The 24,034-nt window shown below is 32.5% G+C and carries 22 protein-coding genes; 5 read left to right on the top strand and 17 right to left on the bottom strand.

What is annotated here, in order from left to right; genetic code table 11:
• Window positions 1-35 precede the first annotated feature (35 nt).
• From ileS to ACW9JY_RS04130, 3 genes are all read right to left on the bottom strand, one after another.
• Window positions 36-2,795 (bottom strand): isoleucine--tRNA ligase, encoded by a 2,760-nt coding sequence (gene ileS, locus ACW9JY_RS04140; RefSeq protein ID WP_457283487.1) that lies wholly within the window; start codon window positions 2,793-2,795, stop codon window positions 36-38.
• A gap of 22 nt (window positions 2,796-2,817) precedes the next feature.
• On the bottom strand, window positions 2,818-3,177 hold the full coding sequence (locus ACW9JY_RS04135; protein ID WP_103077220.1) for a response regulator: 360 nt from the start codon (window positions 3,175-3,177) through the stop codon (window positions 2,818-2,820).
• A 211-nt stretch (window positions 3,178-3,388) separates the two neighbouring features.
• On the bottom strand, window positions 3,389-6,145 hold the full coding sequence (locus ACW9JY_RS04130; RefSeq protein ID WP_457283486.1) for an ATP-binding protein: 2,757 nt from the start codon (window positions 6,143-6,145) through the stop codon (window positions 3,389-3,391).
• Window positions 6,146-6,425: 280 nt separating this feature from the next.
• Here ACW9JY_RS04130 and ACW9JY_RS04125 point away from each other — a divergent pair, with 280 nt between their 5' ends.
• The gene (locus ACW9JY_RS04125; protein ID WP_457283485.1) at window positions 6,426-8,888 is read left to right on the top strand and encodes an ATP-dependent Clp protease ATP-binding subunit; all 2,463 of its coding nucleotides are present in this window, start codon (window positions 6,426-6,428) and stop codon (window positions 8,886-8,888) included.
• Window positions 8,889-8,901: 13 nt separating this feature from the next.
• Here the strand turns inward: ACW9JY_RS04125 and rd are convergent, their stop codons facing one another.
• The 4 genes from rd to ACW9JY_RS04105 form a co-directional block, all read right to left on the bottom strand.
• Window positions 8,902-9,066, bottom strand: coding sequence for a rubredoxin (rd, locus tag ACW9JY_RS04120; RefSeq protein WP_103077223.1), 165 nt, complete (start codon window positions 9,064-9,066; stop codon window positions 8,902-8,904).
• A 32-nt stretch (window positions 9,067-9,098) separates the two neighbouring features.
• Window positions 9,099-9,452, bottom strand: a complete 354-nt coding sequence (locus ACW9JY_RS04115) for a class II SORL domain-containing protein (protein WP_103077224.1) — start codon at window positions 9,450-9,452, stop codon at window positions 9,099-9,101.
• Between the two features lie 30 nt (window positions 9,453-9,482).
• The gene (locus tag ACW9JY_RS04110; protein ID WP_103077233.1) at window positions 9,483-9,977 is read right to left on the bottom strand and encodes a ferritin family protein; all 495 of its coding nucleotides are present in this window, start codon (window positions 9,975-9,977) and stop codon (window positions 9,483-9,485) included.
• A 152-nt stretch (window positions 9,978-10,129) separates the two neighbouring features.
• Entirely contained in the window at window positions 10,130-11,944 is a 1,815-nt protein-coding gene (locus ACW9JY_RS04105; RefSeq protein ID WP_103077225.1) for a heme NO-binding domain-containing protein, read from the bottom strand.
• A 315-nt stretch (window positions 11,945-12,259) separates the two neighbouring features.
• On the opposite strand from ACW9JY_RS04105, the gene ACW9JY_RS04100 reads away from it, so the two are divergent.
• A complete protein-coding gene (locus ACW9JY_RS04100; protein ID WP_103077226.1) occupies window positions 12,260-12,568 on the top strand; it encodes a hypothetical protein in 309 nt (102 codons plus the stop codon).
• A gap of 12 nt (window positions 12,569-12,580) precedes the next feature.
• Window positions 12,581-13,126, top strand: coding sequence for an HD domain-containing protein (locus tag ACW9JY_RS04095; protein WP_103077227.1), 546 nt, complete (start codon window positions 12,581-12,583; stop codon window positions 13,124-13,126).
• A gap of 8 nt (window positions 13,127-13,134) precedes the next feature.
• Here ACW9JY_RS04095 and ACW9JY_RS04090 read toward each other — a convergent pair whose 3' ends face one another.
• Window positions 13,135-13,383: a hypothetical protein gene (locus tag ACW9JY_RS04090; protein ID WP_103077228.1), complete on the bottom strand. Its 249-nt coding sequence runs from the start codon at window positions 13,381-13,383 to the stop codon at window positions 13,135-13,137.
• Window positions 13,384-13,415: 32 nt separating this feature from the next.
• Here ACW9JY_RS04090 and ACW9JY_RS04085 point away from each other — a divergent pair, with 32 nt between their 5' ends.
• Window positions 13,416-13,976, top strand: coding sequence for a 2'-5' RNA ligase family protein (locus ACW9JY_RS04085; protein WP_169925168.1), 561 nt, complete (start codon window positions 13,416-13,418; stop codon window positions 13,974-13,976).
• A gap of 2 nt (window positions 13,977-13,978) precedes the next feature.
• Here ACW9JY_RS04085 and ACW9JY_RS04080 read toward each other — a convergent pair whose 3' ends face one another.
• From ACW9JY_RS04080 to alr, 9 genes are all read right to left on the bottom strand, one after another.
• Window positions 13,979-14,815, bottom strand: a complete 837-nt coding sequence (locus ACW9JY_RS04080) for a DUF368 domain-containing protein (RefSeq protein WP_169925169.1) — start codon at window positions 14,813-14,815, stop codon at window positions 13,979-13,981.
• 111 nt (window positions 14,816-14,926) lie between these two features.
• Entirely contained in the window at window positions 14,927-15,754 is an 828-nt protein-coding gene (locus ACW9JY_RS04075; RefSeq protein WP_103077231.1) for a PHP domain-containing protein, read from the bottom strand.
• 100 nt (window positions 15,755-15,854) lie between these two features.
• The gene (locus ACW9JY_RS04070) at window positions 15,855-16,124 is read right to left on the bottom strand and encodes a hypothetical protein (RefSeq protein WP_103077232.1); all 270 of its coding nucleotides are present in this window, start codon (window positions 16,122-16,124) and stop codon (window positions 15,855-15,857) included.
• Between the two features lie 107 nt (window positions 16,125-16,231).
• Window positions 16,232-16,816, bottom strand: coding sequence for an NUDIX domain-containing protein (locus tag ACW9JY_RS04065; RefSeq protein WP_457283484.1), 585 nt, complete (start codon window positions 16,814-16,816; stop codon window positions 16,232-16,234).
• Window positions 16,813-17,346, bottom strand: coding sequence for an ATP-dependent protease subunit HslV (gene hslV, locus ACW9JY_RS04060; RefSeq protein WP_103077235.1), 534 nt, complete (start codon window positions 17,344-17,346; stop codon window positions 16,813-16,815). The genes ACW9JY_RS04065 and hslV overlap by 4 nt, the downstream gene beginning before the upstream one ends.
• 165 nt (window positions 17,347-17,511) lie before the next feature.
• Complete coding sequence (locus ACW9JY_RS04055; RefSeq protein WP_457283483.1) at window positions 17,512-18,417, bottom strand: ATP-grasp domain-containing protein; 906 nt, start codon at window positions 18,415-18,417, stop codon at window positions 17,512-17,514.
• Between the two features lie 23 nt (window positions 18,418-18,440).
• Window positions 18,441-20,735 (bottom strand): type I DNA topoisomerase, encoded by a 2,295-nt coding sequence (gene topA, locus ACW9JY_RS04050; RefSeq protein ID WP_103077237.1) that lies wholly within the window; start codon window positions 20,733-20,735, stop codon window positions 18,441-18,443.
• An 18-nt stretch (window positions 20,736-20,753) separates the two neighbouring features.
• The gene (locus tag ACW9JY_RS04045) at window positions 20,754-21,812 is read right to left on the bottom strand and encodes a 3'-5' exoribonuclease YhaM family protein (protein ID WP_245855490.1); all 1,059 of its coding nucleotides are present in this window, start codon (window positions 21,810-21,812) and stop codon (window positions 20,754-20,756) included.
• Window positions 21,805-22,929 carry an alanine racemase gene (gene alr, locus ACW9JY_RS04040; protein ID WP_169925172.1) on the bottom strand — a complete coding sequence of 375 codons (1,125 nt, stop codon included), beginning with the start codon at window positions 22,927-22,929 and terminating at the stop codon, window positions 21,805-21,807. The genes ACW9JY_RS04045 and alr overlap by 8 nt, the downstream gene beginning before the upstream one ends.
• A 554-nt stretch (window positions 22,930-23,483) precedes the next feature.
• On the opposite strand from alr, the gene ACW9JY_RS04035 reads away from it, so the two are divergent.
• Window positions 23,484-24,032: a 5-formyltetrahydrofolate cyclo-ligase gene (locus tag ACW9JY_RS04035; protein WP_457283482.1), complete on the top strand. Its 549-nt coding sequence runs from the start codon at window positions 23,484-23,486 to the stop codon at window positions 24,030-24,032.
• The last annotated feature ends 2 nt before the right edge of the window (window positions 24,033-24,034 follow it).

The following is a 24,034-nucleotide window of genomic DNA, read 5'->3' as shown; positions in this document are numbered from 1 at the left end:
TTTGTATCCCTTCGCTATACAGCCCATCCTAGGATTTATGCATTTATTTCTTCATTTAATACTCTTGCGCATCTTGGACAAACACCCGGAAATTCAGGATCTTTGCCCGTATTAGGATCTACTTTCCAACATCTTTCACATTTTTCCCCTTCCGCTTTGGTAACTTTAATTGTACCGTACCTACCCTCAAATCCTTCATCGACATTACCAAATTCAAATTGAGATACTATAAATAGATCAGCAATCCAGTTGTTATCGTATTGAGATAGAATTTGCTTTAAAGCATCATCTTTGAGATTAACGATAATTTTAGCCTCTAGAGAGTTTCCTAAAAATTTTTCTTTTCTTTTTTCTTCAAGCGCTTTTAAAACATCCTCTCTCAAAGCAAAAATTTTATTCCACTTTTCTTCTAACTGTTGACTGAGATAATTTTCTTTGTATTCGGGCCATAGTTCAGCGAATATGGTTTCATATTTGTTTGAATAATTGAGATGATCGTAAACTTCTTCTGCTGTAAAAGGTAATATGGGTGAAATCATCTTATTTAAAGCTACGGCAGTTTCATATAAAACGGTTTGAGCTGATCTTCTGAGTTTAGATTTTTTCCCTTCTACATATATCCTATCTTTTATTATATCCAGGTAAGTAGAACTCATATCTATTGTGCAAAAGTTGTTTATCAGATAATGTACCTTGTAAAACTCATAATTGTCATAGGCTTTGGTGACATTTTTTATCAAATTATGTAACTTCATCATCGCCCATTGGTCTATTTCTAACATTTCTTCATAAGCGACAGAATCTTCATCAGGGTTAAAATCATTTATATTACCCAACAAAAATCTTATAGTATTTCTAAGTTTACGGTAGGTTTCAACCTGTTGTTCTAAGATATTGTAAGATATTTTTATATCCATTCTGTAATCCGCTGATGCAACCCATAATCTTAATATATCCGCTCCATATTTGTTGATAATGTCTTTTGGATTGACTACGTTCCCCAAGGATTTAGACATTTTCTTTCCTTCTTCGTCTTTTATAAAGCCATGAGTCAAAACAGATTCATAAGGGGCTATTCCATGTTTTGCAACAGATAAGAATATAGAACTTTGGAACCACCCTCGATGTTGATCGCTTCCTTCCAAATATAAGTCTACAGGGAATTTTTTTAATTCTTCGCGTGAATTTGCAACCGCTTCAAAAGATGATCCAGAATCGATCCAAACGTCTAAAATATCTTCTTCCTTTTGGAAGGCCGAACCGCCACATTTAGGACACGTGTAACCATCCGGTAAAAGTTCTTTCGTTTCTTTTTCGAACCACGCATTACTCCCTTCTTTTTTTATAATTTCGATAACGTGGTCTAAAATTTTGGTATCTAAAATTGCTTCACCACAATCCTCACATTTAATAGCTGGTATTGGGATGCCCCATGCACGTTGTCTTGAAATTACCCAGTCAGGTCTCTCTCTCACCATAGAGGATATTCTATTTTCTCCCCACTTGGGTATCCAATTTACTTTTTTTATCTCTTCTAATACCTTTTCACGGTAGTTATTTTTTTCAAGGTCTATAAACCATTGAGGAGTGGCTCTAAAGATAACAGGGTTTTTGCAACGCCAACAATGTGGATAGGAATGAGTTATCTTTCCTGATTGAACGAGAAATCCGTTTTCTTTTAGATCTTTGATAATTTCTTTGTTCGCTTCCCAAATTTTCATCCCTTTATATTTTCCAGCTTCATCCGTGAAATATCCTTGGCTATCTACAGGAGATATTACCTGAAGATTGTACTTTGTACCTGTTATATAATCTTCCATACCGTGCCCTGGTGCAGTGTGAACACATCCAGTACCTTCTTCTAAAGTTACGTAATCTGCAAGTACCAAAAGGCTGTCTCTATCAATAAAAGGATGTCTAGCTTTTTTCCCGTCTAATGTTGATCCTTTAAACGTATCGATGATTTTATAATCATCTATACCGGCTTCTTTCATGGTTTTATCAACCAATTCTTTAGCCATTATCCAATATTCGTTTCCAACTTCCACTTTTGCGTAATCAAAATTAGGGTGCACAGCAATAGCTACGTTTGCTGGTAAAGTCCAAGGTGTTGTCGTCCAGATGATCACGTGTGTATTATTTTCTCCAACTAGAGGGAACTTTACATAAATTGAATCCGATGTATGATCGTGATATTCAACTTCTGCTTCTGCTAAAGCGGTTTGACATTCTGGACACCAATATATCGGTTTAGTGCCCCTATAGATGTTGCCAGCGTCAACTAAAGTACGAACGATCTCTAAAACCTTGGCTTCATATTCGGGATTTAAAGTTAAATAGGGTTTATCCCAAAAACCTATTACCCCTAACCTTTTAAAGCTTTCTCGTTGAACGTCTACGAACTTCAATGCATAATCTTCACATAGTTTTCGAATTTCGGACTTATTCAATGTTTTTGCTTTATCTCCAAGTTTAGTAGTTACATTATGTTCTATTGGAAGACCATGTGTGTCCCATCCAGGAACATAAGGTGCATCAAGACCTCTCAATGTTTTGTATTTCAAAACTATATCTTTTAAAACTTTATTAAGAGCGGTTCCCATATGAATGTCTCCATTGGCATACGGTGGACCATCATGTAAAACAAATTTTTTTCTCCCTATTCTTTTGTCTCTGAGATAGTAAGCAATATTTAAATCATCCCATTTTCGAAGAATCTGAGGCTCCTTTTCTTTCAGATTTGCCTTCATCTTGAATGATGTCTTTGGAAGATTGATTGTATCTTTGTAATCCAAAACGCGCACCTCCGATAAAATATTATTGAATTTTTAAGAGATTTTCGATAGTATCTTTTATTTCCGTTAAATCCATTGATTTTACAACGTAAGCATCTGCTGCCCATGATGCCATCTCACTTTTATAATGTGAGTAGGCTGTGAGAAATATTATTTTTTTGTTTGGGTACCTTTTTCTGATTTCACTTGCGAGTTCTAAACCATTTACATCGGGCATTTCGATATCGGTGCATATGATATCTATATCTTTATCGCTTTCTAATGTTTCCAGTGCATCTTTTGCATTGCTTACCGCAATAACTTCATAACCAGATTCTTCCAATTCTTCTTTTATTAAAGTTCTTATGTTCTCTTCATCATCCACTATTAGTACTTTAGACAACTTAACCCCTCCTAGAAAGTTTTATCTTTTCCCTCACACCGCCCAGATGGATGGGTGAGGGCTTCGCCCTGTAACCTTTTAAAAATCTAAATCTAATTTTTGAAAATTACCCTATTTTTAAAGTGTCCATGTAAGTAATATCGAATCCGATTTAGTACCCCTTTGTCCCGCCTCCCACAATTGGCCCTTAGCGTCTAAATTATACAATAATTTAGTTATTACCTGTTGGAATTTCAAATCTGAAAGAAGTTCCAGTATCGTCAGATTTTACCAAATAAATTTTACCTTTGTGTTCTTCTTCTATTATTTTTTTACAAATAGCTAAACCAAGTCCTGTACCATTACTCTTTGTTGTAAGGAAAGGAGTGAATAATTTTTCCTTAATTTCTGGTGGTATGGGTGGTCCATCATTGGTTATTTCGAAAAAAACTCTATTTTCATCAGTAAATCCAACTTTTATATCAATTTTTCCATTATTATTAACACTCTCTAAAGCGTTTTTTATTAAATTCAACAATACTTGTTTTATTTTATCTTTATCTACTTTTATTACGATCTCTTCCTTTAACCAATCAGTGTTCACCATAACGTGTTTTTGTTGTATAAAATCTTCATACATCAACATTATTTCGCGTATGATTTCTATTAAATTGACTTCTTCAATCTGGTTAATTTTACCTCCTCTAGAGTATTCTAAGATTTCATTTACTATATGTTCGAGCCTAGAGAGTTCTTTTTTAATAATTTGAGTGTATTTTTGAATATCATCCATTTTATTCATTTTAGATATTCTGTTTAAAAATCCGCCGATAACCGTAATAGGATTTCTCACTTCATGAGCTATTCTAGCGGTCATTTCTCCCATGGCAGCAAGTCTTTCTCGCTTTTCCATTTCTTTTTGAAGGTTGTACAGTTCAGTAACATCATCAAAAACAATTATAACACCTTCGATAACTCCTAAATCTTCATTTCTCAAAGGAGATAATTGAATATCAAAAATTTTCTTTGTATTGGAAAGTTTTACTTCATAATTTTTTAATTTGATATTATTTCTAGTTTCATAAATGGTTTTAATTTTTTCAATTATTTCTTCCCCTATTATATCTGTTATACCTTGAATAGCTGTTCCGATCATGGTTTCTCTTGGTCGGGAGAAAAAATTTTCTGCTTTTCTGTTCCATTCGTTTATTTTTCCATTTCTATCAACCACAACAATTGCGACAGCTAAATTTTGTAAGATATTGTCTTTAAACCTCCTATAGTAATCCATCAAATCTTTCTGTTCTTCTAATCGCAACGTTTTTTCTTTTAATTCTTGATAATTTTCTATCATTTCTAAAGCTAATCCCATATTATCTTTAAATAATTTTACAATTTCAATTTCTATACTGGTGATGGGTTTTTTGTTTATTTTGTTATCGACTATAACTACACCCTTAGTTTCAACCATCCCAGCAACTGGAAAAATTAGAAACTCATTTATTTTAACTATATCGTATATATCTTCTAAATCTTCCCATTTAATTTCCAACATTTGTGGAACAATATGTAACACCTGCTTTTTTTCAACTACTCTTTCTAAAATAGGGTGTCCTTTATATGCTAAAACTTTGTTTTGCAAACTAAGAATTAGTTTGTTATTTGTGGGTATTTTTATGGCTTCCTCTTTGAAGTATTGAACAACGTTTCCGTATTTTAAAGCCCTAATGTTAGCTTCTTTCCAGATTTCGTTAGCATCTTCTTCTGCATCGGGACCAATCCATATTTTTGGAACAAGGAAACCTCGAACCTTATCTTTTTCCAAATACAGAGCTCTGTTGAACCTAAGCCCCCTTCCGGAAGTTAATCCTAAAAGCATTATTTTTATTGCTAAATTTTTATCGTAAACAGATCTCACGGCTTGAGATATCTTGTCTAATGCATTTAGCATATCTAAGTGTTCTTTTTGTTTTTCGATAAGTTGTTCATAATTCTTTTTCAATTCAGTCAATTTACTGACTTCATTTTGAAGTTTGTTGTATAAATTGATTCTGTGAATAGAAAAAGCTAATCTTTTAGCTGTATCTGAAAAAACATGGAAATCTGCCTCATCAAAATTTTTGTATGTTCTAAAGGAGTATCCTTCTTCTCTGTTATAAGCACTTAAAACACCATATAATTCATTATTTTGTTCTATAATAGAATAAATAGAAGATTTGAGATCGACATCAAAAGGGATAAAATAATTTTGAAAGTTTTCTCGTCCAACAACCATAAAACTTCTTCTTTCTTTTATGGCTTTTCCCTCAAGAGTATTTTCTAAAGGAATCTCTTTATTTAAGATTGAGTTTTCATCTATTCCAAGAACGTATTTGATTTCAAGTGTATTTCCTTGAAGTTCCCAGAAAACTATGCTTTCTGCATGGAGTGAATCTTTTAGGAGTTTCAATACATTTTTGATTATTACATCTTTTTGTGTAATTTCTTCTATAATGTCGGTGAGTTTTTCCATTAAAACTACTTTGTCTTTCAAATCCTTGATTTTTATTTTTTCTATAATCAAGTTAATCAAAACCACGTAATAAAAAAATTGTTGGTCGAAAGTATCTTTGTCGATTTGATTATCAAATAATCCAACGGCTCCGATTAAAGTCTCTTCCGAAAAAATCGGATATAAAAATATTTCTTTTTTATCGTTGCTGTCTGAACTTACCTTTAAAGTATCATCCTGTAGATTAACCGAAAGAATTTCATTTGAGAAAATTTTGTTTTTTAACTCTTCGACTCCACGTATATATATTTTTACATTTTCAAACTTGTCTATTGTAGAAGCTAAAGCTTTAAAAACCTCTCTGCTTGATTGATAGATAAACATAATATTGTCTTTCCCAATTGATTCTTTCAATTGGAAGGATACTTCTTTAAAAACTGATTTTAAAATATTTTGAGGATCATCATTGTATATAATATTTAAAATATCATTCATCATAAATTCCACACTCCGATGTTTTATCTTTTTCGTCTTAATTATAACACTAAAATGCTTAAAAATGGGATAAAAATATATTGTGAATTTAATAACGGAATAATTGCCTAATGACAAGTTAGATATATTGGGCGATTTTATAAAAGAAAAGGAATTAAAACAGAAATTTAAAATTTTATCTTGACATTTTACATTGAAAAGTATTATAATGAAAATGGAATTAGCAAATAAAAGTTACGAGTGATAAAATATCTTATTACGTAAAATAGATGGAGGTGACACAATGAGATTCAATCCGAATGATTTCACTGAAAAATCTTTAAAAGCATTTCAAGAAGCCCAGAATGTTTTAAGTTATTCGGGTGGAAATATTCTTAAACCGGAACATTTGCTGTTAGCAATTCTAAATATTGAAGATGAGAATGTGAAAAAAATTTTTCAAGGTACCAATATCAATTCAGTAAAAATCAAACTTGAAGAAGCTTTATCTGAAGAAATGGGAATTTATTACTCCATGTCTTATGGTGGACCACAAGGTATATATCTATCAACAAGTTTAGCAAACGCTTTACAAATAGCTAAATCAGAAGCCAATAGAATGGGATTTAATAAAATTCCTTTATTAGCCCTTCTATTAGGAATTTTGTTGGAAGGTACATCTTACGCCTCCAAACTGTTGTCCGCTTATACATCAGAGGCTTTAATTAGAGAACAGTTACAAGAAATGTTAGAAAGCGGAGATGAAGAAATAGAATCAGGTACGGGAGATCCTTTGAAAAAATTTACTATTGATTTAACCAGAGAGGCTAAGAAAGGAAAGCTTACGCCTGTCATAGGAAGGGAAAAAGAAATAAATAGAATGATTGAAATATTATCCCGAAAGTCCAAAAATAATCCAGTGTTAGTTGGAGACGCTGGTGTTGGAAAAACCGCTGTAGTAGAAGGTTTAGCACAGTTGATAGTAGATGAAAATCCTCCCTCCTATCTGAAAAATAAAAAAATTTTACAATTAGACATGGCTGCATTATTGGCAGGTTCAAAATTTAGAGGTGAGTTTGAAGAAAGACTTAAATCAGTTATCGATACAGTAAAAGAAAAAAGCGATGAAATTATTCTTTTTATCGATGAACTGCACAATATAATAGGTGCAGGAGTGGCTGAAGGAAATGCAATGGATGCAGCAAATATTTTAAAACCAGCTTTAGCTAGAGGTGAAATAAAGGTTATTGGAGCAACAACGTATGAAGAATACAAAAAGTACATTGAAAAGGACAAAGCTTTAGCAAGAAGGTTTCAACCTGTGTATATACAAGAACCTACCCCTGAACAGGCCATTGAAATACTTAAAGGTCTAAAAGAAACGTACGAAAAGCATCACAAGGTTGAAATATTGGATGAAGCTTTAATTGCAGCAGTAAATCTTTCTCACAGATATATTAATGATAGGTTTTTACCAGATAAAGCTATCGATTTGATAGACGAAGCTTGTGCTCGAGTAAAACTTAGAAACTCCGCTAAACCAGAAAAAATTCGGGAATTGGAAAAGAAAATGTCGAAACTTGAAGAAGAAATTAATCAACTAACTTTAGAGGAAAAATATGAAGAAGCATCTCAAAAAAAAGCGGAATATTTTGATCTTCAAAAGGAATTAGAAAAGGCACAAAAAGCTGCCAAACGAGTACAAAGTGAAATAAGCAATGTAGTAGATGAAGAGATAATCGCTTCTTTGGTACAAGAATGGACCGGCATTCCTGTTACTCGGATGGTTGAAGATGAAAAGAAAAAACTTGCCAACCTTGAAAATGAAATACACAAAAGGCTTGTTGATCAGGATGAGGCGGTTAAAATTGTTGCAGACCATATTAAAAAGGCAAGAGCAGGATTGAAAGATCCTAAGAGACCAGTGGGTTCTTTCCTGTTTCTTGGGCCAACTGGAGTAGGAAAAACAGAATTAGCTAAGACATTGGCCGAGATTTTGTTTGGAACCGAAGATGCTTTGGTCAGGATAGATATGAGTGAATACATGGAAAAATTCAATGTTTCAAGGTTAGTGGGTGCGGCACCGGGTTATGTTGGTTACGAAGAAGGGGGACAGTTAACAGAGATAATCAGAAGAAGACCCTATTCAGTAGTGTTATTCGATGAAGTTGAAAAAGCTCATCCCGATGTATTCAATATATTATTACAGATCTTAGACGATGGAAGGTTAACAGATTCCCAAGGTAGGACGGTCAATTTCAGTAATACCATTATAATATTAACCTCTAACTTAGGTTCAGAATTCTTAAATAAGACCAAAAAAAGTGTCGGTTTTGTTGGAGAATCAGAAGAAGAATCTTATGAAAACACAAAAAATGAAATTATGAGCCAGGTAAAAATGGCATTTAGACCAGAATTTATTAACAGGTTGGACGATATTATTGTATTTAAACCTTTGAGCATCTCTCAGATAAAGAGAATAGTTGATATAATGATTTCAAGATTAGAAGAAAGGTTAAAAGAGAAACACATAAGTATTCAAATAACTGAGGCAGCCAAAGACGTTATAGCAAAAGAAGGATTCGATCCTGTTTATGGAGCTAGACCGTTGAGAAGGGTTATAGAAAGAAAAATCGAATCAACTTTGGCAAATATGATCATCGAAGATACTATAAAAGAAGGAGATACGGTCATAGTTGACTCAAAAGATGGTGAAAATTTAGAAATAAGAAAAGCTGCTGGAGAATTATTAAAAAAGCGGGATTAATATCCCGCCTTTTTTAATCTTCGAGTAATTCAAAGTCTTCTTTAGCAGCGCCACAAACGGGGCAAGTCCAATCATCGGGTAAATCTTCAAAAGAGGTTCCTGGTTCTATGTTGTTATCAGGATCTCCTACTTCTGGATCGTATATATAACCACAAATGGTGCATCTGTATTTTTTCATTCTCATCAACCCCTATATAATATTTTCAAAAATCATCCTACAGAAATCTTTTTGGTATTTTCCCAAAGTCCATGAATATTGCAATGAGAGAGTGCAATCAACGTTCCAGATTTCGCTAACTTTATTTTAGCTTTTACATGAGGTTCCCCCACTACGGGTCCGAACATATATCTGCCTACATGTACGGTATTTGGATCATCATCGTATTGCATAAAAAGATCTATCCACTCAATATGGTGTTCTACAGTGTTTGGATGTTTAATCTCTTTACCAATCTGTACATCTACTTCAAACTCTTCGTTAGGTTGAACTTTGTCTGGACAATCGATAGTAGGGACATGTTTTTCATTTTTGAAATCACTAGTCTTAATTACTTCACCTAACACAAAGAATCATCCCCTTTTTTATAAATTTGGTTAGAATTCTACAAATTTGCTTCTTGGTGCTCCACAAACAGGACATTTTTCTGGAGCTTCTCCTTCTACGGTGTAACCACAGATATCACAAATGAAAATTTTACCAATTTCCACATCTTTACCTTTTTCTGCAACCTTCTTTGCATTTTTATACCACTCGGCGTGTATTTTTTCTGCTTCCAAGGCAAAATGAGTTGTTCTTACTGCTTCGTTTTCTTCTTGAAAGTTAGCTACATTGTTGTACACGGGATACATTTCTTCAATTTCAAAGGTTTCTCCGTCTATACATTGCTGTAGGTTATCTTCTGTTGATCCTATATAACCCAAAGCTCTGTAATGGTTTCTCGCATGAACAAACTCAGCATGAGCAATAGCTTTCCATATTCTTGCAAGATTTTTTAACCCTTTTTCTTCTGCCTCAGCAGAAAAAATCAAATACTTCATATGTGCCTTGGATTCACCACAAAAGGCATCCTCCAAAAACTGTTTTGTCATTGGTCTTTCTACCAAAGTTATCTACCCCCTTCATTAAAAATATTTCTTCATCTAAAAGTTTTCTAAGATCCTTAAAGCACGATTCAACGTAAATTATAACATGAAAGTTTTAAAAAAAGATGAATAAAATAAAATTATTATGAAATAAAAGATCAATTTTTACTGGATAAGCTGTCTTTAAGGGAAGAAATAAATCTTTCCACCTCTTTTATATTCTGTAGAATTTCTTTTATATTACTTACAAACGTTTTGACGGAAGTAGATATTTCTTCAGAAGTAGCCGAACCTTCTTCAGATATAGCTAACAAGTTTTGGGTGTTTTTTGTTAAATCTTCTAATTTAACCCCTTCGCTACTTAATTCATCTAAAATTTCGCGGATTTCTTTGGAAATATTTTCTATATTAGTTGCAGATTCTTTATTATCTTGAGAACTAATTCTTAGATTATTAGCTCCTTCTTTCATCGATTTAAACTCTTTTTCAACAGTTTCTGTTAACAACTCAATACCTGAAGATATCCTGCTAAGTATATTATCAATCTGTGAAGCAGCTATTTTGCTTTCCTCTGCTAAATTTCTTATTTCATCAGCTACTACAGCGAATCCTCTGCCGGCTTCTCCTGCTCTTGATGCTTCAATTGCGGCATTTAAGGCTAACAAATTAGTTTGATCCGCAATACCTTTCACCGTATCAACGACTTTAAGAATTTCTTGAGTATCCTCTTCTAACTTATCACTTTCTTTCACCAAATTATTGAATCGCTCACTCATACTTTCTATTTCTTTTGAAGAAGTTTCTACTTTTGAAGAGGAATCATTGATTCTTTTGACTGCATTTTCCAAAGAGTCTACCATTTGATTTTCTCTGGATATGATACTTTGTATAGTATTTACATTCACTTCAACTACATTTGATATGGACTCGGCATCTTGAGCGATTTGTTCTGAGCTTATAGCCACCTGTTCAACTAGTTCTCCTATTGAGTCACTTATTTCCTTCATCTCCTCAGCTCTTTCTCCAACTTTTCCGGTAAAGGTTTCTATTTCTTCTATATCTCCCGTCAGTTGAATAAAAATTCCATTAAAATTATTCCTTAAATTATCAATTTCTAAAGAATGCTTTTCGAGTATCTTTTCCCCTTTTAATAGAACAGGTTCGTCAAATTCCTGGTTATTTAAATTTTGTAACCCTTCTGTAGAAGAAGAAAATAATCGTTTAAAGTAGTTCCCCATAAAAAGAATAAATGTTCCAGATAAAATACCTGTAACCAAAAAAGTATACCAATGATTACCTAAAAGCCCGGTGAATAGCCAAGATAATAAAAAGACTATGATTATTGTATAAAAGGTTAAAGAAGTAAAAAACATTTTCATTAATGACAAACTCATGGCTGCAAAAAACCTTGCTTTTCTAATTTTTGCATATGGTTTCTCACTCTCTAATTTTATTTTAAGAAAGCTACCTTCATCAGTGCTCCCTTGATCAATAATCTCATATTCAATCTTCTCACCAAAAACCTCAGCTGAACCTTCCAGTAATCCTAGAAAATAGTATCTCATATCTCTGAAAGAACGATAGGTAAGATAGGCAGAGTTGCTATCTATGATTTCAAATTCAATGGCGGGAGGTTTGGCTCCTTTTATTCTTCTTGTTAATGATTTATGAACATCATTCATCGTTGACAAAAAAGAGAGAAGTCCCTTTTTTTTGAAAAAATTGGGGTAATATTTTTTGAAGGTATAGATGTTTTTTTTGCCAAGTTCTTTCATAATCTCATCTTTTGGTTTATTAGTCTTTTTACTCATCAAATCAAGTAGTTTAAAGACTTTAGAGTCTTCCAAATCTTCAAAAGGGGAGAAATGTTTGTTTTCTGGAATTCCTATTTCAGTTAAAAGTTGATTCACATAATCTTCGCCGTATGTATTTTTCCAAGTTTCAAGCCATGTTTCAACGATCATTCCCTTCATTAAATCCCCTCCTAAGTGCAGTGTTTATGATGACTTTTGAAACTCTAAAACAAGATTTAACGCCCCGAACGATGAAAGTTCTTTATCTTTTTGTAGTTAAATTATACCATATTTTTTCGAATTATTTAATTATTAAAAATAGAGGACAAATAATTTGTATATTTGGAAAATGCAACAATCAACTAATTGATCGGTTAATAAGCCGTAATGATACTTATTTATTGCACGAAACACCTTTGAACTCTATAAAATTGTGGTATAATACTTAAAAAGATATAAAAATCAGCTTTTCTCCAAAGGAGGTAGTCAAGAAGAATGGCTAAGAATAATGTTGAAGACTTAGAGAGTAGAATAAAAGTATTAGAAGAACAAAATAGAGAAAATAGAGAAACTTTGGACGATCTGCTTTTTCAAAATTCTAAAATGAAAGAAAAATTAAATAAAATGTGGCATAATTTGAAGTTCATGTTTTGGTTAAATTTAGGTTTAGTTGTGTGTTTAGTTTTAATTTTTACAACAACACCCCCCGTAGTAATAGGTTTATGGATCATCTTCGCAACTGTTTTGTTTACTGCTTTAATCTTTTATTTTTACTTTAAATTTGCTTTTAATAAATTTGAATAAGGAGTGATTTTTTTGACTAGAGAAGAAGCTCTTGAGTTACTAAAGCAAAACTTAAAAACGGATAATTTGTTCACTCATTCCCTTGCCGTAGGAGCCATTATGAAGGAGTTAGCAAAACATCTAAACAAAGATGAGCAAAAATGGGAGATCACCGGTTTACTACATGATCTGGATTACGAAGAAACAAAAGACGATCCAGATAATCATGCGTTAAAAACTGTTGAAATGCTTGGAGACAAAGTTGATCAAGATGTAAAAGACGCTATATTAGCACATAATGAAAAAAAAGAGTTAGAAAAAGATATTGAGATAGCCCTATATGCTGCAGATCAGCTTTCCGGGCTTATCGTTGCTGCTGTCTTGGTAAGACCAAACAAAGATATAGCCGAGTTATCGGTCAAATCGTTAAAAAAGAAATTTAAAGATAAAGCTTTCGCAAGAGGAGCGGATAGAGAAAAAATAAAAGAAATAGCCAAGCTAGATATCGAATTGAACGATTTCTTCAAAATAGCCATTGATGGTATGGTTCGAATAAAAGATGAATTGGACTTAGCTTGATAAATACATTAATCATTTTTATCATTTTCAATATTTTTATCATGTGCTTCTTCTGATTCATTTTGAAGTTCGACGATTCTTAGGTTCATAAAAGTGAAAAACGAAATTGAAACAACACCAAATGTGGCAAAAATCCAAGTAACTAGAGAAAACCAAAAAAGTTTTGTGAACCAAAAATAGAATATTAAAAGAACTCCAACAGAAATAGAGAAATAATAGATAAGAAACTTCACGATTCGTTTTTTATTATAGCTCATCTTTAAACCTCCTACTAAAAAAGGTGATAACAGTGCAATCTCTTTTAACTATTTTACCTCAGCCTTTTTACAACAAAATAACAAAACTTTGGAATGAATTGGACAAGAATTTTGATGTTAAATGGGTAAAAAATAACGTGCCTTTCCCTCATATAACTTGGAGTGTCGCTGAGGAGTATAAAGTTAACGAGTTAAACAAGTTACTCAAAAAGGCAACCAAAGAATTAGATTCCTTAACCATAAAAACGGAAGGTATAGCCTTATTTACAGGACCTAAATTAACTTTGTACATCCCTGTAAAACCGACAAAGGAATTGTTAAACTTTCACGAATATCTGTGGAATTTGGTCAACGTAAATGAGTCAAAGTTAAACGATTATTATTCTCCAGATAATTGGTTTCCACATATAACTTTGGCGGTAGAAGACATTGATAAGGAGAACATTGGACAGATTACCAGTTATTTGTCTGATAAAAAGTTAAAATATCAAATAAAGTTGGAATCTCTTTCCCTAGTTCACAGAGAGTTGGGAAAAGAGGTTGAAATTGATCAAACTTTTGGAATTCCGAAAAGGCGCAAAAGGAAGAAGTAAAATTATCTATTGATTCTACCAAACCTCTCTATAATTATAATTACTATGGCTCCAATTAAAGCAAATATTAAAAAGCTAACAAAGTTATCTATTTTTGAAATGGGAGCCCTCAATCCTCCAACCATTAATCCCATCAAAAAAAACATTGTCGCGAGGTAAAACTTATCCAATACCCATTTCAGTAATCTACTCATAGAAGCCAATCCCAGCACAATACCTAAAACAAAGGTTATCAGCACAGAGAAATTAAAATCATTAACTGCTTTTACTATGTATGAATACTGATTCAAAAGTAATAGAACGTAGGCACCGGAAATCCCCGGCACAATCATGGCAGAAATAGCCAAAAATCCTGACGAAAAGATTATTAAAAAACCATGTTGCTCTACTAAAAATTTTGCCCCTGAGATATAGAAGGCAACTAAAAAACCAATAGTGGCTGAAATAAAAAAAGAAAAATATTTAGATTTCTCCGTATTTTTGAAATCAACATTTTTAAATAGATCAGATCCCAAAAAAAAGATACTACCGATAATTAAACCTGAAAAGAAAGAAAAGACACTTGTTTGATAATTATTTATTAAAAAGTCTATAAATCCCAAGGTTGAGAACATTCCAAGAAAAACGCCTATGTACAACATGATCAAAAATCTAAGTTCCCGACTTTTCGTTAAAGTTTTGAAATTGAATAAATTGGAAAAGACAAAAGACCATGCAGATATGAAATTCTCATAAATGCCTAGTATCAAGGCTATCGTCGCCCCTGAAACCCCAGGGATAGAATCAGAAATACCCATGAAAACACCATACAACGGAATTAAAAGATTTTTTTTCTTCATAAATACCTCCATTCAATAAATTTCATTATAAAAAAACCCCGCATAAAGCGGGATAAGTTGGGGATTTTATTGGGGGTTATTGTTTTCTAACCCTATTATATGCAGAAAGACTTAAAACATCCTTAAAATTTTTAAAAATGGTTCTAATTCTTCTTTGCTGATGTTAATCCCCATTTCTATCCCTAGTTTGTTTGTTCCATGATAATCCGAACCAGCGGTTATAAACAAATCATACTTTTTGGCAAGTGCTTTATACCTTTCGATCATTTCTTTGGTGTGCAAGGAGTAACAAGCTTCTATGCCGTCTAATCCATAATCTACTAACTCTCTGATCAGATTGTCTAGGTTTTGTTCATCGAGTTTTGTTTGATAAGGGTGTGCCAAAACCACTACGCCCCCAGCTTCCTTAATTAACAATATTGCATCTTTTGGTTCCAACCTTTTTTTATCTAAGTAAAGAGGTGCACCTTTCTTTAAATACTTATCGAAAGCTTCTTGTTTGTTGCTTACATAATTTTTTTTCACCATTAAAGAAGCAAAATGAGGCCTACCAATCAATTCTCCACCTGCTTCTTTTTTTAGTTCTTCAAGGGTAATTTGAAAACCAAGTTTTTGCATGTTTTCGATCATCAAAACGTTTCTTTTTTTTCTGTACTCTTGAAGGTCTTCTAAAACCTTATTTAACCTTTTGTTTTTGATATCAAAGCCGTATCCTAAAAGGTGTAAAGTGTTCGGGAATTCTGCACTTATTTCTACTCCAGGAACAAATTTTAACTTATTTAAATCTGTAAGGTTTTCTATAGCTTTTATTCCATCAAGGGTATCGTGATCGGTGATAGATAGATATTCTATATTTTTTTCTAAGGCCAGATTCAATAATTCATCAGGAGTGTTACTCCCATCGGATCCTGTTGAATGAGTATGAAAATCAACTTTCACTTTTTCCCTCCAGTTTTAATTAGAGTTACTGTCTTTAGAAACTCCAAAACTTGTGTTAGCGCCCCCTCGTCCCGCAACCCACCCCAGAGTTGGCCCTAATTTATTTTTTCCATAGAACTTTATTTTTTTCGTCGTCGTATATCTCTTCAACATCTTCGGGCAGATCAATTTCTTCAATATATTTGGATATCGCTTCTTTGATCAGGTCTTCTGGTAAAGAAGTGATGAACCATAAGTCGCTTAACCAAACTTTGTTGTTTTCTCTTAATGGTGCTTTATAAATGGCACTTTCTACTGCCTTTGCAAATGTAGATAAAGGTACTTCCTTGATAAAACCTTTACCTGAATCTTCTCCGTAAATATTGTTCATAAAGTTAATTTAGGCCTCCTTTATGTGCGTTTTTACTGTCGTTAGAAACTCTAAAACTTGTTTTAGCGCCCCTTCGCCCCGCAACCCGCCCATTTAAGGAAGGGACCTTACAAGTTATTTAAAGCTATCGTAGTCCAACCTTCGAAATTCACATCCTTTAAATTTACGATTTCCTCTTTTTTTAACCATGTGCTTTCAAAGTTATTTTCTTCTTTAATCTTAGCAGAGTCGATGAATCCAACAAAAAGAACACCTAAATGAACTTTGGATACATCTTCATCGTTATCGTTGATTATTCCTTTGTAAACATATTTATATGAATTGGTAATCCATAATTCTTCATTAATTTCACGATCCATTCCGTTGAAAAAGGTTTGTTCCATGGTAATACCCTTATCCCCTTTGTTTATGTGGCCCCCTATTCCTATTGATATTTTGTTGTGAAGCCTTTTTTCTCCTTGATTTTGTGTTCTTTTTAAAACTAAAATTTTGTCTTCGTAGTTTTTGAACACTACATAAGGTATGATTTGTTTGTAATTATAATCGTTTTCTATTTCATCTCTTTCGTGGAAATTACCGCTTTCTAATATTTCTACGAAATCGCTAAATTTTATTTTAAAAAAATTATTGTTGAACGAAGATATTTTTTCTACAATTTTTATGGTGGGAATAGCTAAAATCTGTTCACTCATTCTATAATCTCCATTGTTATATTATCGTTCGTGTAAATACATATTTCACCGGCTATTTTTATGGCTTTTTTTGCGATTTCCTCAGCATCTAAGTCCGTGTTTCTTAACAGAGCCATTGCTGCAGCGTATGCATAAGGTCCACCGGAACCTATTGCAATTGCATCTTCTTGTGGTTCCATAACTTCGCCATTACCAGAAATTAAAAAGATATTTTCTTTGTCGGCAACCAATAATAATGCCTCAAGTCTTCTAAGTGCTTTGTCCATGCGCCATTCTTTAGTCAGTTCTACAGCTGCTTTCATAAGATTACCGTGTGAAGATTTATACTTTCCTTCAAATCTTTCATACAAAGCGAGGGCATCTGCTACGGATCCAGCGAAACCTGATATTACTTTTCCTTCGCCCAATCTTCGCACTTTTTTGGCGTTGCCTTTAAAGACTGTTTCTCCCATTGTTACTTGTCCATCACCACATATTACAGTTTTTCCATTTCTTTTTACTCCTAATATTGTTGTCCCATGAAAATCCATAAATTGTATTTCCTCCTTGCACTCACATTTTTTTATTTAGAAACTCTAAAACCTTGGTAGATAGCGCCCCTTCGCCCCGCTGCCCACCCATAAGGATAAAAGTTCTTTGTCTTTCGTCCCGCTGCCCGCCCAAAAACACTTTGCTACGCTATCGTCTATTCATTTTCAAAAACTAATTTTTGTGGGTTGTTTTATATGATTTTTTATTATTATATCTATTAAATCATCAAAGCTAATTCCTGCAGCTATTGCGGATGTAGGAAGATCACTTAATTTCGTTAAACCAGGTACAGTGTTTATTTCTAAAACGTAAATTTCATCACCTTTTAAGATTGCATCGATCCTAAACATATCTTTAAAAGTAAGTATTTTCATGACTTGAGTTCCTATGTAATTTACTTTTTGTATGATTTTTTCAGGTGAATTAAGCTGTGGCTTGAGTTCAGTTAACCCGTTAGTGTATTTTGCTTCATAATCATAGAATTCTTTTTTTGGAAGAATTTCAAGGATTGGTAGTAGTATGAACTCATCATTTTTCTGAATATAAGATATCGTTATTTCCCGACCTTTTATGTATTCTTGAACCAGAACTTCCTGAAATTCTTTCAAATTTTTTTCTAAATAGAATCTGTATTCATTTTCGTTGTGGATGATGTATACTCCTTTGCTTGATCCACTTTTTCGAGGTTTGATGATAAAAGGGTACTGAAAAGGCGGTGATATCAATTTGTTGGTTAAGATTGTTTGAGGCATTTGTATATAATTTTTAAATAGAGTATAGAATATAAATTTATCGTATGTGGCTACACATGTTTCAGAGTTAGAACATGTGTAGTCTATCCCTAATATGTCCAACAAAGAAGATAATCTTCCGTCTTCTCCATAATCTCCATGCACTACATTGAAGGCGAATTTATAATTTCGAATTTTATTTATAAAATCATCATCTATTAAATCTAGTATCAGTGGTTGATGACCTAAATTATTTATAGAATTAAAAACATTTTTTGCACTTCTAAAGGCAATTTCTCTCTCTATAGATTTCCCACCTGTAATGATTGGGATGTCCATTGTTTTTTCTCCTTTTTTATTTTCTACGTTGACTTTGTTAATTGTTTGATTTCTTCGATTTCAAAATATGTTTTGTCATTCTGACAGTATAACTTTTCTTTTCCTCTTAGGGTTTTGTAGAATAGTGTTTCTCCACAGTTGGGGCAACTGTACTCTGAAGGTTCGTACCAATACAATGTTCCACAAGAATCACATTTGAAATAAGTTTTTCCTTTTTTGCTTCTCAATTTTATGACATCACCGCCACAGTTGGGGCACTTTCCTCGTGCTTTTACATTACGGGTATATTTACAATCTGGGTAGTTACTACATGCTATAAATTCTCCAAATTTCCCGTGTTTTAATATGAGATCTCCACCACAGATGGGACATTTTTCACCTATTTTGTTCTCTTCTTTGTTTAATTTTAAAGTTTCTTGTAGATATTCTTTTATGTATAATTTGTCTTTTATTGTCACTCCAAATGATTCCGCAGGAATTTTCTGAGTTTCCTTGCATTTCTCACAAGATAAATATAGACCGTATCGTCCAAAATTTAATTTCATGTTTTTACCGCATTTTTCGCAGGGTACATCGCTTTCGTAATGCAAAACTTTTTGTTTGTTTTTTATATTATTTGAAGCAGTGGTAAGGAACTTTTCAAATTCATTATAGAATTGCTCTAAAACTACTTTACTTTTGTTTTTCCCATCTTCTATCTTATCAAGGTTTGCTTCCATGTTTGCGGTAAATTTTACATCCACTATTTCTGGAAAATAGGCTTCCAAAAAATCAGTTACCACAAAACCCGTAGTTGTAGGTCTCAAGGTACTTTTCGATATTTTAGAAACGTATTTACGCTGCAAAAGTGTAGATATTATTGTTGCGTATGTTGATGGTCTTCCGATTCCTTTGGATTCTAGTTCCTTTATCAATGTTGCTTCTGTATACCTATTTGGTGGATTAGTCTCTTTTTCTTCGAATTTTAATTGATCGTATGTGATCTTATCATTTTTGCCTATTTCAAAATCTACTTCTTTATTGTTAGGATTCCAGAATTTTTCAAATCCATCAAAGATACATTTTTTGGACGTTATTTCAAATGAATATTTGTTGGTGTTGTCTTCTATAGTGTATGTTTTTTCTAAATATCTTGATGGAGCTGATTGAGACGCCATGAATCTATTCCAAATAAGGGTATACAACTTTAAATGGTCTGAGGAAATTAACCTTTTTGCATTGTTAACATCCATGTTGATGTCTGTAGGTCTTATAGCCTCGTGAGCATCTTGAACGTTGGATTTTTTGTTTTTAGATAGGTAATGTCCTACGTAATCTTTTCCATAATTTTTTTCCAAATAGTTAATAGCTGCTTGTTGAGCTTCGTTTGAAACTCTTGTAGAGTCAGTTCTCATGTAAGTAATAAACGCAATACTTCCTTCACGGGTTTCCACACCCTCATACAAATCTTGCGCGATTTTCATTACTTTAGATGAACTCCAGTTAAAAGTTGAAACTGCTGTTTGTTGTAGAGTACTGGTAATAAATGGTAAAGGAGGTTTCCTTATTGTTTCCTTTTCTTCTACATTCACTAGTTTAAAATCCTTGTCTTTTAAATATTCAAAGATTTGGTCTTTTTTTGTTTTTGTTATACTTTCTGGTTTTATTTTTTTACCGTCCTCTTTTGTTAGAGGAATATTTTGACCTTTGTGCTCAAGGTAGATATTGTAGTACTTTTTTGGTTTGAAAGAGAAAATTTTCCTTTCTTTATCCACTATCAATTTTAATGCGGCAGATTGAACCCTTCCTGCGCTTGTTTTGTAATCCTTTAATACTTTCCAAACTAAGGGAGAGATTTTATATCCTACCACTCGATCCAAGATTCTTCTAGCTATCTGGGCATCAACTTTTTTTAAGTCTAAACTTTGAGGATTACTTATTGAATTTTTTATTGCATTTTTCGTAATTTCTGAGAATATGATTCGATTTTTCTCTTTCGGGTCGAGATCTAAAAGCTGGGAAAGGTGCCATGCTATAGCTTCTCCTTCTCTATCCATATCCGAAGCTAATAATACTTTTTTCCCTTTTGTTTCTTTCTTTATTTCTTTTATAACCTTTTCTTTACCGGGAATCACTTGAAAGATTGGCTCAAAGTCGTGTTCGATATCAACACCAAACTCCTTTTTAGGTAAATCACGGATGTGACCTTTTGAAGCTATTACTTTATATTCCTTTCCTAAATATCTTTCTATTGTTTTTGCCTTTGATGGGGATTCAACGATCACTACATATTTACTTTTCCCACTATTGTTGTTGGATTTAGTGCTTTTTTTTGGCATTAATTGAATTACCTCCTGCTAGTATTTTTCTATTTTTATCTTGCGCGCCAGCCTTTTATCGTATTCACTCCAACTTTGATTTTTGTTTATTTGTAAAGTATTTCTAATATTATCTTTAACTTGAGCAATTTTGGAGTCCATGTTATCACTTAACCCAATAATAAATGATTCGATAGTTTTAGGAACTACAGGACTTCCATATTCGATTTCTCCATGATGGGAAAGTATGATGTGTATTAAATGATTAAGATCTGAGTCCTTTATTTTTGGAGTTACTTTTTTTGACTCCTCGTATACTATTTTTGTTCCAAGATGTATGTGTCCAATTAATTCACCTTGCTCCGTTTTTTCTATTCCACTGGGTTTTATAGCGTATTCTTCTATTTTTCCTATATCGTGCAAAAGTGATCCAGCTATTATAATATCTTTATTGATACATATTTCATTATCTTCGTTGTAAAGATCGTATAATCTTAAAGATAGTTCGGTAACCATTACAGTATGTTCCAATAAACCTCCAGGATAGGCATGATGTACTTCTATCGCTGCTGGTGAAAAAAGAAAGGATTCTCTTAATTTTGAATTAATCAAAAAGATCTGTTTTAGCAAAGATTTGATACCTTCATCTTCAACGGTTTCTATGTAATGTTCGAGTTTTGCTTTTAATTTTGATAGATCATTATTGGAAAAATGCAAGTACTTTTCCGGGTTGATATTCGTTATGTTAATCTTTTGCACTGAATTGGTCTCGTTACTAATATTAATTTGAAGTCTATTTTCAAAATAAACTATTTTGCCTTTTACTTTTATAACATCTCCAATATGAATCTTATTGTTGTTTGCTTCAGCGTTATACCAATCTATAGCTCTAATAGACTGACTTTTATCCGCAAGCGTAAACAACAAAAATGTTTTGTCATTTTTTGTTTTTTGAAGCTTTTTGCTCACAACTTTTCCTTCAATTTCTGCTTCTTCAGTTGGTTTTAAATCTGATATTAATGTAATATTTTCCCCATTTGTCTTTGGTTGAAACGGATTATCTTTTATTATATCTCCCAAAGAATAATCTTCATTCAAAATATTTTCCTCCCTTAATGTAAAACCGCCGAACCCTTTGAGTTATTCTTGAGATTACTTCATAGTTTATAGTAGAAGTGTTTTTAGCTACTTCTTCTGCGCTTATTTCATCGTACTTTTGCTTTCCAATGATAACAACTTCATCGCCGATTGATACATTATTATCAGTAACATCCACCACGATCTGATCCATAGATACTCTACCTAATATTTTACATCGCTTTCCGTTAATTAAAACTTCTCCTTTGTTGGAAAGGGCTCTAAAATACCCGTCTCCATATCCTATAGGAACAATGGCAGTTTTCATCTTTTTTTGTACTTCATAAGTTCGACCATAACCAATAGTATCGTGTGGTTGGAGGGTATGAATGCTCGCGATGATGGTCTTTAATTCTAAAATTGGTTTTAATTGATCAATTTTATAAGTTGTGGATGGTTGTAAGCCATAAGTGGCAATTCCTGGTCTCACATAATCTAAAGAGTATTCAGGGAAAAAAAGAGCAGCAGCACTGTTAGAGATATGTTTTTTTTCAACATCTATCCCTGAACTGATTATATAATCCAATAAATTCATATATTTTTCAAATTGAACTTTGGTGAATTCATCTTTTTCATCTGCACTGGCAAAATGAGAATAAACACCTTCTATTTGAACATTTTTATCTTTGATCAATTTTATTAATTGTGGTAAATTTTCCTCTTTTATGCCAATTCTGTTGATTCCAGTATCCACGTTGATATGAAACTTAAATTTGCCAACATCTTTTCCTAGTATATCACATACTTTTTCTAAAAATGTATATGAAGTAATTGTAGGTCTCAAAAACTGGGAGAATTCCAATAACTCTTCAAAATCATTTGGACTGAAGTAATTAAAAATTAAAATAGGGAGGAGGATTCCCTCCTTTAAGATTTCTAAAGCTTCTTCCAAATAAGCAACAGCCAGCATAGTATAATTTTCATTAAATAATTGCCTTGCTAAAGGAAGCATGCCATGTCCATAAGCGTTCGCCTTTAAAACCGGTATAATACTAGTTTTTGTTTGGTTTTGTATATAATTCAAATTTTCTAAGTATTTATCAATATTTATATATGCGACCGTTTCTCTACCCTTCAATTTTATCCCCTTTTAAAAAAGAAATGAGTTTATCTCGGTCTTGTATATACTTAGGTAAAATAATTGTTTTATCTTTTAAAATTATTATTATTTTTCTGGAAGTTATAACCGTTTCTTTAATGGAGGATTTACTGAAATGCTCATATCTTTCTGAAAATACAGAGGTAATAACGTAAAAAGTTTTGTTATTTTGATCATAAATAATAGGATATCGCATGAATTTTCTAATGGAATAAAATAGAATTGTAACTATTATTCCAAGAAATATAAAAGCTATAATACCTTTTGGATAAAGACTGTATAAATAATTACCTAGTATAAACAAAAATAAAACAAAGATTAGAGGTAGCAAGTAAAGGATTTTCGAATATCTAAACTTATAAAGAATTTTTCATTCCCTCTTCTATTTAACTTATTTTTTAGAGTGCGTAATTAACATTATACAATAATTTTGAGGAATTGGCAAAAATTTTCTTCTTTTAGTGTATAATGTGCATTGAAGTGGGGCCTCACTTATAATAACATTAATTAATATTACAGAGGGATGAAATACGATGACGAAAAAAGAAATTAGAGAAATGATTTTAAAAAAAAGGTTGGATCTAGATCAAGAAAAATATGAAGAATATTCACAAAAAATAGTAGAAAAATTGAGAAGTCAAATCAAAAAAATGGATTTTGGTTCTATTGCTCTCTATTATCCCATAAATAAAGAAGTAGACGTATTACCTTTAATAGGGGAATTGTTAAAAACTCAAAAAAAAGTATATTTACCAAAGGTCTTAGGCAAACAAATGAAGATGGGGAGAGTAAAAAGTCTCGATCGCTTGGTTAAAAGTAAATTTAATATTCCGGAACCCATAGATGAAGAATTTTCTTCAAAAATTGATCTTTACGTAATCCCTGCAATTGCCTACGATTTTAAAGGATATAGAATTGGATATGGTGGAGGTTATTACGATAGATACTTCCTTCAAAACCCTAAAACTTACTTAATAGGAGTGATATTCAACTTTCAATTAATAGATTCCGTTCCTACTCATCCGAACGATTTACAAGTTGATTTAATTATCACTGAAAAAAACGAAATAGAAACGAAGTGAAC

This window comes from Petrotoga sp. DB-2 (assembly GCF_054051725.1).
The sequence above is the reverse complement of the archived record's forward strand: the minus strand, read 5'-3'. Positions and strand labels throughout refer to the sequence as shown.